13 protein-coding genes and 1 pseudogene are annotated in these 13,425 nt (G+C 60.8%); 5 read left to right on the top strand and 9 right to left on the bottom strand.

Annotated elements, in window-relative coordinates:
- Positions 1-434: 434 nt before the first annotated feature.
- The 4 genes from BSF44_RS15935 to BSF44_RS15920 all read right to left on the bottom strand — a co-directional run bounded on the left by BSF44_RS15935 (position 435) and on the right by BSF44_RS15920 (position 3,730).
- Entirely contained in the window at positions 435-1,424 is a 990-nt protein-coding gene (locus tag BSF44_RS15935) for a FecR family protein (RefSeq protein ID WP_095944315.1), read from the bottom strand.
- The gene (locus tag BSF44_RS15930) at positions 1,421-1,993 is read right to left on the bottom strand and encodes an RNA polymerase sigma factor (protein ID WP_095944314.1); all 573 of its coding nucleotides are present in this window, start codon (positions 1,991-1,993) and stop codon (positions 1,421-1,423) included. Before BSF44_RS15930 ends, BSF44_RS15935 begins: the two co-directional genes overlap by 4 nt.
- Before the next feature lie 167 nt (positions 1,994-2,160).
- Positions 2,161-2,568, bottom strand: a complete 408-nt coding sequence (locus BSF44_RS15925; RefSeq protein WP_095944313.1) for an HPF/RaiA family ribosome-associated protein — start codon at positions 2,566-2,568, stop codon at positions 2,161-2,163.
- Positions 2,569-2,782: 214 nt separating this feature from the next.
- Complete coding sequence (locus BSF44_RS15920) at positions 2,783-3,730, bottom strand: LysR substrate-binding domain-containing protein (protein ID WP_008046773.1); 948 nt, start codon at positions 3,728-3,730, stop codon at positions 2,783-2,785.
- A gap of 135 nt (positions 3,731-3,865) precedes the next feature.
- On the opposite strand from BSF44_RS15920, the gene BSF44_RS15915 reads away from it, so the two are divergent.
- Positions 3,866-5,242: an L-serine ammonia-lyase gene (locus tag BSF44_RS15915; RefSeq protein ID WP_095944312.1), complete on the top strand. Its 1,377-nt coding sequence runs from the start codon at positions 3,866-3,868 to the stop codon at positions 5,240-5,242.
- Positions 5,243-5,551: 309 nt separating this feature from the next.
- Complete coding sequence (locus BSF44_RS15910; protein WP_095944311.1) at positions 5,552-5,866, top strand: DUF3509 domain-containing protein; 315 nt, start codon at positions 5,552-5,554, stop codon at positions 5,864-5,866.
- Here BSF44_RS15910 and BSF44_RS15905 read toward each other — a convergent pair.
- Complete coding sequence (locus BSF44_RS15905) at positions 5,863-6,363, bottom strand: phosphate-starvation-inducible protein PsiE (protein ID WP_008000650.1); 501 nt, start codon at positions 6,361-6,363, stop codon at positions 5,863-5,865. The two genes, BSF44_RS15910 and BSF44_RS15905, sit on opposite strands and share 4 nt — an antisense overlap.
- 275 nt (positions 6,364-6,638) lie before the next feature.
- On the opposite strand from BSF44_RS15905, the pseudogene BSF44_RS15900 reads away from it, so the two are divergent.
- Positions 6,639-6,878: pseudogene (locus BSF44_RS15900) on the top strand (YebG family protein); the annotation flags it as partial.
- A 186-nt stretch (positions 6,879-7,064) separates the two neighbouring features.
- On the opposite strand, the gene BSF44_RS15895 reads toward BSF44_RS15900, so the two are convergent.
- Positions 7,065-8,084 (bottom strand): Glu/Leu/Phe/Val dehydrogenase dimerization domain-containing protein, encoded by a 1,020-nt coding sequence (locus BSF44_RS15895; RefSeq protein WP_095944309.1) that lies wholly within the window; start codon positions 8,082-8,084, stop codon positions 7,065-7,067.
- Between the two features lie 183 nt (positions 8,085-8,267).
- On the opposite strand from BSF44_RS15895, the gene BSF44_RS15890 reads away from it, so the two are divergent.
- The gene (locus BSF44_RS15890) at positions 8,268-9,071 is read left to right on the top strand and encodes a SirB1 family protein (protein WP_095944308.1); all 804 of its coding nucleotides are present in this window, start codon (positions 8,268-8,270) and stop codon (positions 9,069-9,071) included.
- 117 nt (positions 9,072-9,188) lie between these two features.
- Here the strand turns inward: BSF44_RS15890 and maiA are convergent, their stop codons facing one another.
- The 3 genes from maiA to hmgA are packed head-to-tail and all read right to left on the bottom strand — an operon-like array spanning position 9,189 to position 12,449.
- On the bottom strand, positions 9,189-9,824 hold the full coding sequence (gene maiA / locus BSF44_RS15885; protein WP_057716383.1) for a maleylacetoacetate isomerase: 636 nt from the start codon (positions 9,822-9,824) through the stop codon (positions 9,189-9,191).
- A gap of 12 nt (positions 9,825-9,836) precedes the next feature.
- Positions 9,837-11,141: a fumarylacetoacetase gene (fahA, locus tag BSF44_RS15880; RefSeq protein WP_095944307.1), complete on the bottom strand. Its 1,305-nt coding sequence runs from the start codon at positions 11,139-11,141 to the stop codon at positions 9,837-9,839.
- Positions 11,142-11,144: 3 nt separating this feature from the next.
- Positions 11,145-12,449 carry a homogentisate 1,2-dioxygenase gene (gene hmgA, locus BSF44_RS15875; protein ID WP_095944306.1) on the bottom strand — a complete coding sequence of 435 codons (1,305 nt, stop codon included), beginning with the start codon at positions 12,447-12,449 and terminating at the stop codon, positions 11,145-11,147.
- Between the two features lie 163 nt (positions 12,450-12,612).
- Between hmgA and BSF44_RS15870 the strand changes: the two genes are divergently transcribed.
- Positions 12,613-13,410 (top strand): IclR family transcriptional regulator, encoded by a 798-nt coding sequence (locus tag BSF44_RS15870; RefSeq protein ID WP_095944305.1) that lies wholly within the window; start codon positions 12,613-12,615, stop codon positions 13,408-13,410.
- The last annotated feature ends 15 nt before the right edge of the window (positions 13,411-13,425 follow it).

The following is a 13,425-nucleotide window of genomic DNA, read 5'->3' as shown; positions in this document are numbered from 1 at the left end:
TCAAGCACCATGCTGGCAGCATGCAGCTTGAATTCGCGGGTATAGACCTTTCTTTCGTTCATGGAACCTCCAAGTTGGCGAAATCATATCGCCCTTAAGAGGTGTCCGGAATTATTAGGCCAGTTCAAGCTCGCTCCTACAGGGAGCCGTGTGCGCCACATCACTATTGTGGGAGCCAGCCTGCTGGCGATGGCGGTGTATCAGTCCACGAAGATGTTGAAACTAATGGCCTCATCGCAAGCAGGCTCGCTCCTACAGGGAGCCGTGTGCGCCACATCACTATTGTGGGAGCCAGCCTGCTGGCGATGGCGGTGTATCAGTCCACGAAGATGTTGAAACTAATGGCCTCATCGCAAGCAGGCTCGCTACCACATTTGATTGTGTAAGCCGCAGAACCTGTGGGAGCGAGCTTGCTCGCGATGGGGCCGGCCGCCTCAACGCAAAATAATCAGCTGCCCCAAAACCTGATGCTGCTCAAACCCCAACACGCCCTGCAACGAGCTCAACACCGCCTGCAGGTTCCTGCTCGGAAAGCTGCCACTGACCCGGCGCGTCGCCAGTTCATCGTTGAGTATCACGATCCGACCGGGGTAATAGCGCGCCAAATCCTGCACCACATCCGCCAACGTCGCCCTGTAATAATTGAGCCAGCCCTGGCGCCAGGCCAATTGCGCTTCGCTGTCCACCCCGTGGAGTTTTTCCGCCGTGCCTTCACCGTAGGCCAGTTGCTGGCCGGCGGTGAGGATTTGCTGCTCGGCGTTTTGCTGCGCCGCCACGCCGACTCGACCGGACAGCACCGTCACCTGCGCACCGTGGGGCTGCAATCGAACTTCGAACTGCGTACCCAAGACCCGCGCCTGCCCTTTCTCGGCGTCCACCACAAACGGCTGGCCAGTGTGGGTGACGCTGAAAAAACCGGCGCCTCGACGCAGTTGCACTCGCCGCTCGCCGCGACTGAAATCCACGGCGATGGCGCTGTCGGCATCCAGTGTCACCTGCGACTGATCGACCAGGGTGACGGTGCGGATTTCCCCCGGTGCCGAGACGTAATCCGCCCCCAGGTCATCCATCCAGCGCATCGGCTGCCAGCCTGTGCCGACACTGATCATCAACAGCAGGCACGCAGCCATCGCCAGCGCCCCGGACCAGCGCCCGACCGTACTGCGCCGCGGCTTGTCCATGGCGTTGAGATAGCCCTGCAAGGCAAAAGCGTCTTCATTGGCGAGCGTACGCGCCGGCCCTTCGCTCAACTCCCACAGCACTTGCGCCTGGGCATAGGCTTCGGCATGGGCGGGGTCGGCCTGCAACCATTGGCTGAATGTCGCCTGGTCACCGCTGCTGGGCTGGTCATGCAACAAACTCAGCCAGGCCAGCGCGGCCTGCTCCTGAGCGGGCGTCGGAACGACGCGTTCGAAGTGGTTCACGGTGCTTTCCCTGGCGTACGCGGTTCGGGTTCCCGAAGGCTGGCCTTGCAGGCTTCGAGGGCGCGCATCATATGTTTTTCCACGGCACTTTGGGACAAGCCCATGGCCTTGGCGATCTCGGCGTACTTACGGCCGTGAATGCGATTGAGCAAAAAAATCTGCCGCGTGCGCTCCGGTAGCGCGCGCAACGCAGCTTCGACGTGGCGCAAATCGTTGCCCGCCTCCAGCGCCGCTTGCGGTCCGCTGCCATGACTGTCCGGTGGCTCGACCATCAAGCCTTCGCTGGCCCGGACCCGTGTGCCTTCACTGCGTAAATGGTCGATGGCGATGTTGCCGGCGCAGCGCAGCAGGTAGGTGCTGAGTTCCTCGACCTGAACCAGCGGCCGCCGCCAGAAACGCAGGAATAAATCCTGTACAAGGTCAGCCGCGGTCGCCCGGCAACCGACACGCCGACTCACCAGCGCCTCCATTTGCGAACGCTGGGAGAGAAACACCTGGAGAAAGTGCGCACGGTCGCCGCGATGTTGATCGCGCTCGATATCGTGGGGGTCGGGGGGCAGATTGATCATCGTTCATGTTTCGACCTGAAAACCGGTGAAGCCACGACAGCGTCAGGGGCCGGCAAGATCGCAATAGTAATGATAAATATTCTCACATGCAAAAGGATCGGGCGAAAACAAAACGGGCCTGCAATGCAGGCCCGTTTTCATGGGAAGGTAAAAAAGTGAATCAGGTGTCAGCCGTTAAGCGCTGCCTGTTCGTTCTCAAGAAACTCTTCTTCCAGCAGATGGTCGGCATGGGTGGCACTCTCGATGGGCACCACATTGGCTCGTTTACCGCGTAACTTGCCGAACATATGCTCCAGCGCATGTTCAAGTTTGGTGGCCGCTCCGTCGATCGCCTGCTCCATGGTGGAGGCTTTATGGGTGACGGAAACCGGTTGATGGCCTTTTGGCCGCGCCTCCAGCTGGCAGCGCATGTCGTGGGGACCCGGCTTGTCGCCGTTCTCGTCCCGCAGGTGAACCTCGACTCGTGTCAGGTCCTCTTCGTAGCGTTCGAGCGTGCTCTCAATGGTCGTACGTACCCACTCCTCCAGTCGTTTACTGCCTTGAATATGGTTATCGCTATTGACTTGGATTTGCATAGTTCATCCCTTATTTCAGCTAGCTCGCGAGAGGCCGGTCAGCTAAGCCCTTGGGCGTCATCACCGTGACCTCTTGCTTACACAATCGGTCTGTACGCTGAACAATTCAACCCCTGAAAAAAGATAAATATTCATACGCAAAAAAAGCCGGACAAGGAGCAAAAGCGCTGTTAATGTCGGGAGTTGGGTCGCCCTGCTCTTGCGTAATAATTGCTCACATTTGCCGCTCCCCCAACGGGTGCAAGCTGCGAAAAGCACCCGCCTCCTCCACCAACCAATCGTGCACCGCGCGCACACCCGGATGGCTTAATGCCCCCGGTGCGTAAAGCAGCATGTAGCGCTTGTGATTGGGCACCGCCAGGCCAAACGGCACGATCAAGGCACCACGCTCCAACTCATCATTGAGCAAGGTTCGGCGCGCAATCGCCACGCCCATGCCGGCGATGGCCGCTTCGATGGTCAGGTGATTGCGGTTGAACGTATGCCCGCGTCGCACATCCGCCCCCTCGAAGCCGATGGCGTTGAGGTAAAACTCCCATTCCGCGTACTCATAGCTGCCGCGCCAGGCGGTGATGTCGTGCAGCAAGGGAAAGTGCATCAGGTCTGCCGGACCGTGCAGCGGCGGACGACCACGCAACAGGCTCGGCGCGCACACCGGGAAAATCTGTTCATCCAGCAAGGCTGTGGATAACAGGCCCGGGTAGCTGCCGTCGTTCAGGTCGATCGCCAGGTCGAAGTCGCCTTCATGCAACGGCACGCTGCTGTCCTCGGCCACCAGGCGCAACTGGATGTCCGGAAAGCGCTGCTGCAAACGCGGCAGGCGCGGCGTCAGCCATTTGCTCAGGAACGACGGAATCGAACGCACCCGCAGAATCCCGCTGATCATGCCCGCATCCAGTCGTCGCAATTCCGCGTCGATGCTGCCAAAGGCCTCGTTGACGGTAATCGCCAGGCGCTGGCCCTCTGCGCTCAGCTCCACCCCGCGGGCGCGGCGGTGAAACAGACGAAAGCCCAGGCGCTCTTCCAGCTGGCGGATCTGCTGGCTGACGGCCCCCGGTGTGATGTGCAGCTCTTCGGCGCAACGGGTGAACGACAGGTGCCGAGCGGCACAGGCAAACACGTTCAGCCAGACATACGTCTGGGCGTGTAATTGACGGCTCATCGTTTAGTACCGCTAAAGGATGTCTTAGGAATTTTCGTTGGTCACACTGGATCGTGACAGGCAGTATCGCCCAAATTGCGCTTGTCCTACAGAAATGGCAGCGATTTCCCTTCCATTGCATGTACAGGCTTTAGCATGGCTATCAGTGTTTTCGATCTCTTCAAAGTCGGCATCGGCCCGTCCAGTTCCCATACCGTCGGTCCGATGCGCGCTGCCGCAACCTTTGCCCAAGCGTTGGTCGATCAGGGTTTTCTGGCTGACGTGCGACGCGTGGAAATCCGCCTCTACGGCTCTCTGTCAGCGACCGGTGTCGGCCACGCAACAGACCGCGCCTGCGTCATGGGCCTGATGGGCGAATGGCCCGATCGTATCGACCCCACCACCATCGACAGCCGCATTCACACCCTGCGTCAAACCGGTAAATTGTGCCTGGCAGGCGTTGTGGAAATTGCCTTCGACTGGCAACGCGATCTCCTGCTGCTAGACGAAAGCCTGCCCTATCACCCCAACGCCATGTCCCTGGCAGCTTTTGGCGAAACCGGCGAACTGTTCGAGCAGACCTACTACTCAGTGGGCGGCGGTTTCATCATCGAAGCGGCCGAAGCCGAATCCGGGATAGCACCGGCCGGCGATGTGGTGCTGCCTTACGATTTCTCCAGCGCCGCCGAACTGCTCAAGCTCTGCAACCAGCATGGGCTGCGGGTGAGCGAACTGATGATGGCCAACGAACGGGCATGGCGCAGTGACACAGAGATCCGCCAGGGCCTGTTGCATATCTGGTCGGTGATGCGTGAATGCGTCGAGCAGGGCTTGCGCCACGAAGGCATTCTGCCCGGCGGTCTGAATGTCCCGCGGCGAGCGGCGAAACTGCATCGCAGCCTGCAGGAAATCGGCAAGCCGAATGTCATTACGTCCACCTTATCGGCGATGGAATGGGTCAACCTGTACGCCCTTGCCGTGAACGAAGAGAACGCCGCCGGCGGGCGCATGGTCACGGCACCGACCAACGGGGCGGCGGGGATCATTCCGGCGGTGCTGCACTACTACATGAAGTTCAATGCCGATGCGTCTGACGATGATGTGGTCGCATTCTTCATGGGCGCCGCTGCGGTCGGCATCCTGTGCAAGAAAAACGCATCGATCTCCGGGGCCGAAGTCGGCTGCCAGGGCGAAGTCGGCTCCGCCTGCGCCATGGCCGCCGCCGGCCTGGCAGAGGTGCTTGGCGCCACCCCGGAGCAGCTGGAAAACGCCGCCGAAATCGGCCTGGAACACAACCTCGGCCTCACCTGCGACCCGGTTGGCGGACTGGTGCAAGTGCCGTGCATCGAGCGCAACGCGATCGCCGCGGTGAAGGCCATCAACGCCACGCAAATGGCCCTGCGTGGCGACGGCAAACACTTCATTTCCCTGGACCGGGTGATCCGCACCATGCGCGACACCGGCGCCGACATGCATGACAAATACAAAGAGACGTCTCGGGGCGGCTTGGCGGTGAACTGGGTGGAATGCTGATCGCTTTGGAGGCACGCCAGCCGTTATTGCCCCGAAACGTGCAGAAAACGCGGCCCCTGTAGGAGCGAGCCTGCTCGCGAAAAACCCACGGGCGCCGCGAACCATCTGGGTTTACGCGTTATCGTTGACGACCATCGCGAGCAAGCTCGCTCCTACAGAACTTGTTTTTTGTCCGACAATTTTGTCGGCATGCCCCTTGCTACATCCTGGTTGGAACAATGATGGCGAGATGGCCGGTGGTCAGGCATTGCGAACCAACCCGATCACGGCCGGTCAACAACTGCACGTTCAATCAGGCGGTGACGCATCATGGACAACCCTTTCCAGCTCATTACCGATGCCTTTGCAGCGGATTACCAGATCAACCTGAGCATTCAGGGCCTGGACGGCAGCATCATGCTGACCCTGTCCAACAGTGGGCACGTGGTGGCCAAGCGCATGATCAGCGCCGAACAACGCAATGACCCCGAGCGCCTGAAACGACTGGTGCAAAGCATTCAGTTCGGCATTGCCATCGAGCAGGGCCACAGCGCCGTGGCCGTCCTTGAATCCATGACCGATGGCGGCACGCACAGCCTGCCGCCACCCGCCAACGGCCGTCCCCGACCCGCCATGGGGCTTTAAAGCTCGCCCTTTTCTACCTCCGGATGTTCACTGGAGCCCGCACCTGTTTTGCGGTGTGGGTTCTCGATCTTCACCGAAGGAAATTGCGACGAAGCGTAACGCACCACCAGAATCGCAAACGCCAGCAGCAGAATCCCGCCGCACAGGTAGATGATCCCCAGGTCCGGCGGGTTGTGGTGCGAAACGTTGGAAATCAGCAGCCGCGTCAGCGCAGTGATCGCTACGTAGATCAGAAAGCGCACGGGCATGTGATTGGTCTTGAAGTAAATCCCGACCATCGCTCCCAGTTCCAGGTAGATGAACAGCAGCAAGATGTCATCGATCTTGATGTGCCCTTCTTCGATCATCCCGAGAAACTCCATCACCGCCGCCCACGCGGTCACCGCACCAATGGCGAACAGCGCCAGGTAGTGAAAGGTTTCGACGAACAGATTGCCCAGGGACTCGGCCAGTTCATGCACGTTCTGCCGCAGTTTTTCGGCCCAGTTGATTTTCACGATGCGGCTTCCTTAGGTCGATTCGACCGGATGATGCGGGTTGGACGTGACGGTTTTCCTGCATGCAGAAAAAAGGCCAGCCCATGATGGCGAGCCGCTCGGGATAACGCGCCGTGGCGTTTGGTCGCACCTGTGCAGCGCCTTGCCTGACAAATCCCGAATCCGGTCTACATTAAAAAGCCACTACCCAAAAGACAGGGTTTCGCTTATCCTTTAGCTGTATATAGATACAGTAGTCGAAATCGACAACCAATGTAAGGCATGTGAGGTGGTGAATGGCCGTCGAAGTGGTATACCGCAGCAGCCGAGATCTGGAGCGCTTGTTCATGGATAAAGCCGAAGCTGACCGTCATGACAAAATGCTCGAACTGGCCGAACTGCTGGCTGAAGTGTTGCAAAAAGCCGTTCCGTCCCTGACCGAGCAGCAGGTGGAAGAAGCCGGGATCTACATGGCGAAAAATCGCGATGTGTTTGCCAAGGCGTTCAAGAGCCAGCCGGACGCCCTGTCCGAACTGCTCAGCGCTCCGGTTGAAGTCGCACAACCTGCTGCAGCGGTCGAAGTTGCTGAGGCCGTTGAGCCGGTCACCCCGGCCAAACCTGCCAAGGCTCCCAAAGCCGCCAAGTAGGCAAAGTCCGAATTGAACAGGCCCTGAGTCGAATGGCTCAGGGCCTTTTTCATGCCTGTGGAAAACCCATCCGACTCACCGGTACAACACTTTCTCCGCCAACTCGTCGGCCACCCTTGCAGGGGAGCGTTTTTCCGCCTGGGCGTGGGCGAACACTTCGGTCAGGCGTGAGCTGATTTTCGACAGGTGCGCGGTGATGGTCGACAACTCTTCGCCGCGGTGCTTGAGCGACACGTAAATCAGCCCACCGGCGTTGATCACGTAATCCGGCGCATACAGGATGCCGCGGCGTTCCAGTTGGTCGGCGACATCCAGATGCGTCAGCTGATTGTTCGCCGAACCGGCCACCGCCGAGCAGCGCAGTTGCGTCACGGTATGGCTGTTGAGTACACCGCCCAGCCCGCAGGGCGCGAGGATGTCGCAAGGTGTGCTGAGCAGGGCGTCGTTGGCAATCGGATGGGCGCCGAGTTGCTCCATGGCCAGTTGCACCTTGCCGTGATCGATGTCACTGACCAACAGTTCGGCACCGGCGGCGTGCAACTGTTCGGCCAATGCGTACCCGACATTGCCCAGGCCCTGGATGGCCACGCGCAGGCCTTCGAGGTTGTCGCTGCCGAGCCGGGCCATGGCGGTGCTGCGGATGCCGGTGAACACTCCCATCGCCGCGTGTGGCGCGGGGTCGCCCGCCGAGGTGGTGCTGGTGACGTGCTGGGTCTGCTGGGCGATGCAATCCATGTCCGCCACTGAAGTACCGCTGTCGATGGCGGTGATGTAACGGCCTTCGAGCTGTTCGATGCAGCGTCCGAAGGCTTCGAATAGCGCTGCACGGTTTTCCACATGGGCCGGGCGCACGATCACCGCCACGCCGCCGCCCTGGGCCAGACCAGCCAGCGCAGCCTTGTAGCTCATGCCCTGAGCCAGGCGCACGGCATCCTCGACCGCCGACTCGTCGCTGGGGTAGGCAAGGTAACGACAACCACCCAAGGCAGGCCCCAGCCGGCTGTTATGAATGGCAATGACCGCCTTCAACCCGGTGACCGAGTCAACGCTCAGATGCAGCGATTCAAGGCGAGTGCTTTGCATGAGAGCGAACATCGTAAGGCTCCCGAATCACTTCTTGTAGTCGCCAGTATAGGCTTGCGCCCAAAAATTGCAGAAGCGCACCGGAATAAGCACGGCCCCGAAGCAGACTTTCGGAAATAACCTGTAGTTGCCCTTTTGCAGCACTGGACGAATGCTGGAGAGGGGGCTAAAACGAGGCATTGTCCGGAGATTTTGATGACCCCGCGCCAATCGTTCTTCGCCTGCCTGCAACGTTCACCGCCCGCGCTGTTCGAGGCGGCACTGTGGATTGCGGCCGAGCACGACAGTGAGGTGCAGCCGCAAGCACTGTTGGCCGATTTCCAGGTATTGCAACAACGGGTCAGTGGCGGCTTGCCGATGCTGCCGGTCAGTGAACTGGCCCAGCCGCTGCTGCGACGCATGAATGACCTTGGCTATGCCCAGGACGACTTCACACCCTTGCGCCCGCAAGTGGCACTGCTGGACAAAGTACTGGAGCGCCGACGAGGGCAGCCCTTGACGCTTGGGCTGATTGCGCTGGAGTTGGCCAGGGGCCTGGAGATTCCCATGGACGGAGTCAACTTCCCCGGGCATTTCCTGCTGCGGGTACCGGGCGCCGATCATTTGCTCGATCCCTGCGGCGGCCGTCGCCTTTATCCGAACGATTGTCGGGAGTTGTTGCAGCGCCAGTACGGACCGAACATGAAGCTCAGCGCCGAGCACCTGGCAACCGCCGACCCGGCGCAGATGCTGCAACGGCTGTCACGCAACCTGCGCCAGTTGTATCTGTCCCACGACGATTTCATCAATGCCTTGATCGACGCCGATCGCGTCCTGGAACTGGGCAACGCCACTGCCTCCGACTATCTTGCCCGGGCCAGCCTTTACCAACGGCTGGACTGCCCGAACGCCGAGCGTTTTGATCTGGAGCATGCGCTGCTGCTCAGCGACGACCCCATCCAGCGGATTCGCCTGACGGAACGGCTGGGGCATCTGCCGCCCAATTCCATCGTTCACTGATCACAAATCATTGTGGGAGCGAGCCTGCTCGCGAAGAGGGAGTGTCAGTCAAATCAATGTGACTGACACACCGCTATCGCGAGCAGGCTCGCTCCCACATTGGAATGGTGTGAGGCCTCAGGGCGTGTCTGGCTGGTTCGCCGGATGCGCCTTGATGAACGCCGGGTGCGTCGCCGCCAATGCCGCCACTCGCCGGATTCGCGGATAAGCCTCAAGAGAAACATTGAAACGCTCGGCCGCGTACAGCTGCGGGATCAGGTAGACGTCCGCCAGCCCAGGCTCTGGGCCGAAGCAGTAACCGTCATCACCGATCAACTGCTCCACCGTGGCCAGCCCCTGGCCGATCCAGTGGCCGATCCACTCCACCACTTGCGGCTCGTCGTGACCCGACTGGCGCAGCCGATTGAGCACGCTGACATTGTGCAGCGGGTGCACATCGCAGCCGATCACTGCCGCCACGCCGCGCTCGTGAGCACGGGCAGCCAGGTCTTTGGACAGCAGTGGCACCTGTGGATAACGTTCCTCCAGGTACTCGATGATCGCGGGAGACTGGATCAGCAACTCGCCTTCATCGGTGCGCAAGGCCGGCACGCGGCCTTGGGGGTTGATGCCCAGATAAGGTGGCTGACGATGCTCGCCGCCCTGGGGTGCGATCAGATTGACCGGCAAGGATTGATAATCCAGGCCCTTGAGCGCCAACGCGATACGCACCCGGTACGACGAAGTCGAACGGTAGTAGGTATAGAGTTCCATGCCCCGCTCCTGTTAGCGCGCCGGCAGCACTTTGCCACGGCATTCGCCGAAACCGATGGAAGCGAAACCGTCGCGGCGGCAGCGGCCGCGCAGGATGATTTCGTCACCGTCCTCAAGGAATTTACGCACCTCACCCGAGGCCAGTTCAATCGGCTTTTTTCCGCCTTCGGTGATTTCCAGCAGGCTGCCGAACTGACCGTTTTCCGGCCCCGACAAGGTACCCGAGCCGAACAAGTCACCGGCCTGCAATTGGCAACCATTGACGCTGTGGTGCGCGACCATTTGTGCCACGGTCCAGTACATGTGCCCGGTGTTGCTCAGGGTCAGGCGATGGGCTGGCAAGTTCTGTTCGCGCATGGCCTCGGTGAGCAGCAACACTTCCAGTTCGATGTCGAACGCGCCAGCGGCCTGGTCGCGCTTGTCGAGCAGGTACGGCAGCGGCTGCGGATCGCCTTGGGGACGCGCAGGCTGGGCACGACGGAACGGCTCCAGCGCTTCGGCGGTGACCACCCACGGCGAGATGCTGGTGATGAAGCTTTTCGACAGGAACGGCCCCAGCGGCTGGTATTCCCAGGCTTGGATGTCCCGTGCCGACCAGTCGTTGAGCAGGCAGAAACCGGCGATGTGATCGGCGGCGTCGCCAATGGCAATCGAGTCCCCCATGTCGTTGCCCTGTCCGATCCAGATGCCCAGCTCCAGTTCGTAGTCCAGGCGCGCGCAAGGGCCAAAGGTCGGCTCGGTTTGACCGGCCGGCAGCGTCTGGCCTTTCGGGCGGCGCACATCGGTACCGGACGGGCGAATGGTCGACGCGCGACCGTGATAGCCGATTGGCACGTACTTGTAGTTGGGCAGCAACGGGTTATCCGGTCGGAACAGTTTGCCGACGTTCTGCGCGTGCTCGATGCCGACGTAGAAGTCGGTGTAATCGTTGATTTTCGCCGGCAGGTGCATCTCGCAATCCGCCGCCAGCGGTAGCAGTTTTGCGCCCTGGGCTTCGATCTTGCCGTGCAGGGTGCTGCCTTCGGCGAACAGTTCCAGCAAACGCTCGCGCAACGCGACGCGAGCCTCGCGGCCCAGTTCGAAGAACGCATTCAGCTGGCCGCCACGGGTGGCCTCGACGGCAGCCTTCGCGGCGCCATCGAACAACCCGGCCTCAAGGGCCGCTTGCAGGTCAAAGATATGCTCGCCAATGGCCACGCCACTGCGCGGTGCCGAGCCGTTGAGGCTGAACACGCCCAGCGGCAGGTTTTGCAGGGGAAAATCCGCGTGGCCGTTGGCGGATGCAACCCAGCTGCGAGTGATGGAAGTCTGCGTCATGGGTTATCTCCGGGTCGGGTCGAAAGTGGCGGGCAGCGTAGCCCAGCAGGCGTCATAAGTGTTTTGCAGTTGCGGGCAATCGAGGGCGAAACGGCTTGGGCGCAACACCTGGCTGGTCTCGAACATGAACGCCATGGTGTTGTCGATTTTCGCCGGCTTGAGCTCCGCGTTGATCGCTTTGGTGCACGTCTCTCCATCGGGACCGTGGGCGCTCATGCAGCTGTGCAACGAAGCGCCGCCGGGCACAAAGCCTTCGGCCTTGGCGTCGTATTCGCCCTGGATCAATCCCATGTATTCGTTCATCAGGTTGCGATGGAACCACGGCGGACGGAAGGTTTTCTCGGCCACCATCCAGCGCGGCGGGAAGATCACGAAGTCGAGGTTTGCCAGGCCGTGAACGCTGGTCGGCGAGGTCAGCACAGTGAAGATCGACGGATCGGGGTGATCGAAACTGACGGTGCCGATGGTGTTGAAGCGGCGCAGGTCATATTTGTACGGCACGTTGTTACCGTGCCAGGCGACCACGTTGAGCGGTGAATGATTGAGCTCGCAGGCCCACAACTGGCCGAGGAATTTCTGCACCAGCGTGGTGGGTTGTTGCAGGTTTTCGTAGGCCGCCACCGGGGTGAGGAAATCTCGCGGATTGGCCAGGCCATTGCTGCCAATCGGCCCCAGGTCCGGCAGTCGCAGCGGCGCACCGTGGTTTTCGGCGACATAACCACGAGCTTGCGGGTCGAGCAGTTCAATGCGGAACTTAAGGCCGCGTGGCAGTACGGCAATCTCTAACGGCTCGAGTTCAAGCACGCCCAGTTCGGTGGCAATGCGCAGTCGCCCCCGTTCAGGCACCAGCAACATCTCACCGTCCGCATTGAAGAACACGCGTTCCATGGAACGGTTGGCGCGGTAGTTGTAGATGCTGATCCCGGCCGGTTTTTCCGCGCCCGAGTTGGCGGCCATGCTCACCAGGCCGTCGATGAAATCGGTCGGCTCGGTGGGAATGTCCAGCGGGTTCCAGCGCAGGCGGTTGGGGGTCACCTCACCCAGCGGGCCGCCGGCCAGTTGCCGGTCCAGTTTGACGAATGCCGGGTGATTGGCCGACGGCTGGATGCGGTACATCCAGGTGCGCCGCGCTTCGCTGCGCGCCATGGTGAACGCGGTGCCGGAGAACAGTTCGGTGTAAAGGCCGTACGGGGCTTTTTGCGGGGAGTTCTGGCCGACAGGCAGTGCGCCGGGCAACGCTTCGCTGCTGAATTCGTTGCCGAAGCCTGACAGGTAGGCCAGCGCTGGCGTCGTTGAATCGGGGTTCATGGAGCCTCCTGAACAGGGAGTCGGCAGTGGCCGCTCGCTCTGTTGCAGAGGTCGAGGCACGCCTGGGTTATTTTTATCGTAATTCGATTACGCATAACGTAATTTGATTGGTATTGACCGTCAAGCTATAAAGACGCCCATTCGTCCCGGGATCCCAGCCACCATGGAAAAAACCAGCGACAACAACGGTAAGCAGAAAGTCCGCTCGGCCGAGGTTGGCACCGACATCCTCAAGGCTCTGGCCGAGTTGTCGCCCTCGACTTCGCTGTCGCGCCTGGCCGAACACGTGCAGATGCCGGCGAGCAAGGTTCACCGCTATTTGCAGGCCCTGATCGCCAGCGGATTCGCCGAACAGAATGCCGCCACCAACCATTACGGCCTGGGCCGCGAAGCCTTGCGCGTAGGGTTGGCGGCACTCAACAGTATGGACGTGCTGAAAGTCGCCGCCCTGCCCTTGGCTGAACTGCGCGACGACTTGAACGAGACCTGTTTTCTGGCGGTGTGGGGCAATCAGGGCGCGACCGTGGTGCATATCGAACCGGCGGTGCGTGCAGTGACGGTGGTGACACAACTGGGCTCGGTGTTGCCATTGCTCAGTTCTTCGACGGGACTGGTGTTTGGCGCCTACTTGCCTGCCCGTGAAACCGTGGATCTGCGTGAACAGGAACTGCAAAACGCTACTGCCCACGCCTTGGCGGATGACCAGGCCTACGCAACGATGAGCGAACAGATCCGCCATCGGGGCCTGCATCATGTGCATGGACTGTTGATGCCCGGAGTGGATGCCTTGTCGGCGCCGGTGTTCAACGCCATGGGCAGGATCGCGGCAGTACTGACCGTGGTCGGGCCGACCTCGCTGTTCCATGCCGATGAAAACGGCCCGGCGGCACAGCGTTTGTTAGCCGCCACCCGTGCCGTGAGCTGGCGCATGGGCTTTGAACCCGGCTCATCGACAACCTGAACGCAGCGGCGATGA

The organism is Pseudomonas sp. ACN8 (genome assembly GCF_002303925.1).
Taxonomy (GTDB): domain Bacteria; phylum Pseudomonadota; class Gammaproteobacteria; order Pseudomonadales; family Pseudomonadaceae; genus Aquipseudomonas.
Note: the sequence above shows the minus strand (reverse complement) of the source record. Positions and strands in the feature narration are given on the sequence as shown.

Coding starts and splice junctions, on each gene's coding strand:
- BSF44_RS15915 (WP_095944312.1), top strand. CDS start 3,866: ATGGCTATCAGTGTTTTCGATCTCTTCAAAGTCGGCATCGGCCCGTCC.
- fahA (WP_095944307.1), bottom strand. CDS start 11,141: ATGACGCAGACTTCCATCACTCGCAGCTGGGTTGCATCCGCCAACGGC.
- BSF44_RS15910 (WP_095944311.1), top strand. CDS start 5,552: ATGGACAACCCTTTCCAGCTCATTACCGATGCCTTTGCAGCGGATTAC.
- BSF44_RS15925 (WP_095944313.1), bottom strand. CDS start 2,568: ATGCAAATCCAAGTCAATAGCGATAACCATATTCAAGGCAGTAAACGA.
- hmgA (WP_095944306.1), bottom strand. CDS start 12,449: ATGAACCCCGATTCAACGACGCCAGCGCTGGCCTACCTGTCAGGCTTC.
- BSF44_RS15920 (WP_008046773.1), bottom strand. CDS start 3,730: ATGAGCCGTCAATTACACGCCCAGACGTATGTCTGGCTGAACGTGTTT.
- BSF44_RS15890 (WP_095944308.1), top strand. CDS start 8,268: ATGACCCCGCGCCAATCGTTCTTCGCCTGCCTGCAACGTTCACCGCCC.
- maiA (WP_057716383.1), bottom strand. CDS start 9,824: ATGGAACTCTATACCTACTACCGTTCGACTTCGTCGTACCGGGTGCGT.
- BSF44_RS15930 (WP_095944314.1), bottom strand. CDS start 1,993: ATGATCAATCTGCCCCCCGACCCCCACGATATCGAGCGCGATCAACAT.
- BSF44_RS15895 (WP_095944309.1), bottom strand. CDS start 8,084: ATGTTCGCTCTCATGCAAAGCACTCGCCTTGAATCGCTGCATCTGAGC.
- BSF44_RS15870 (WP_095944305.1), top strand. CDS start 12,613: ATGGAAAAAACCAGCGACAACAACGGTAAGCAGAAAGTCCGCTCGGCC.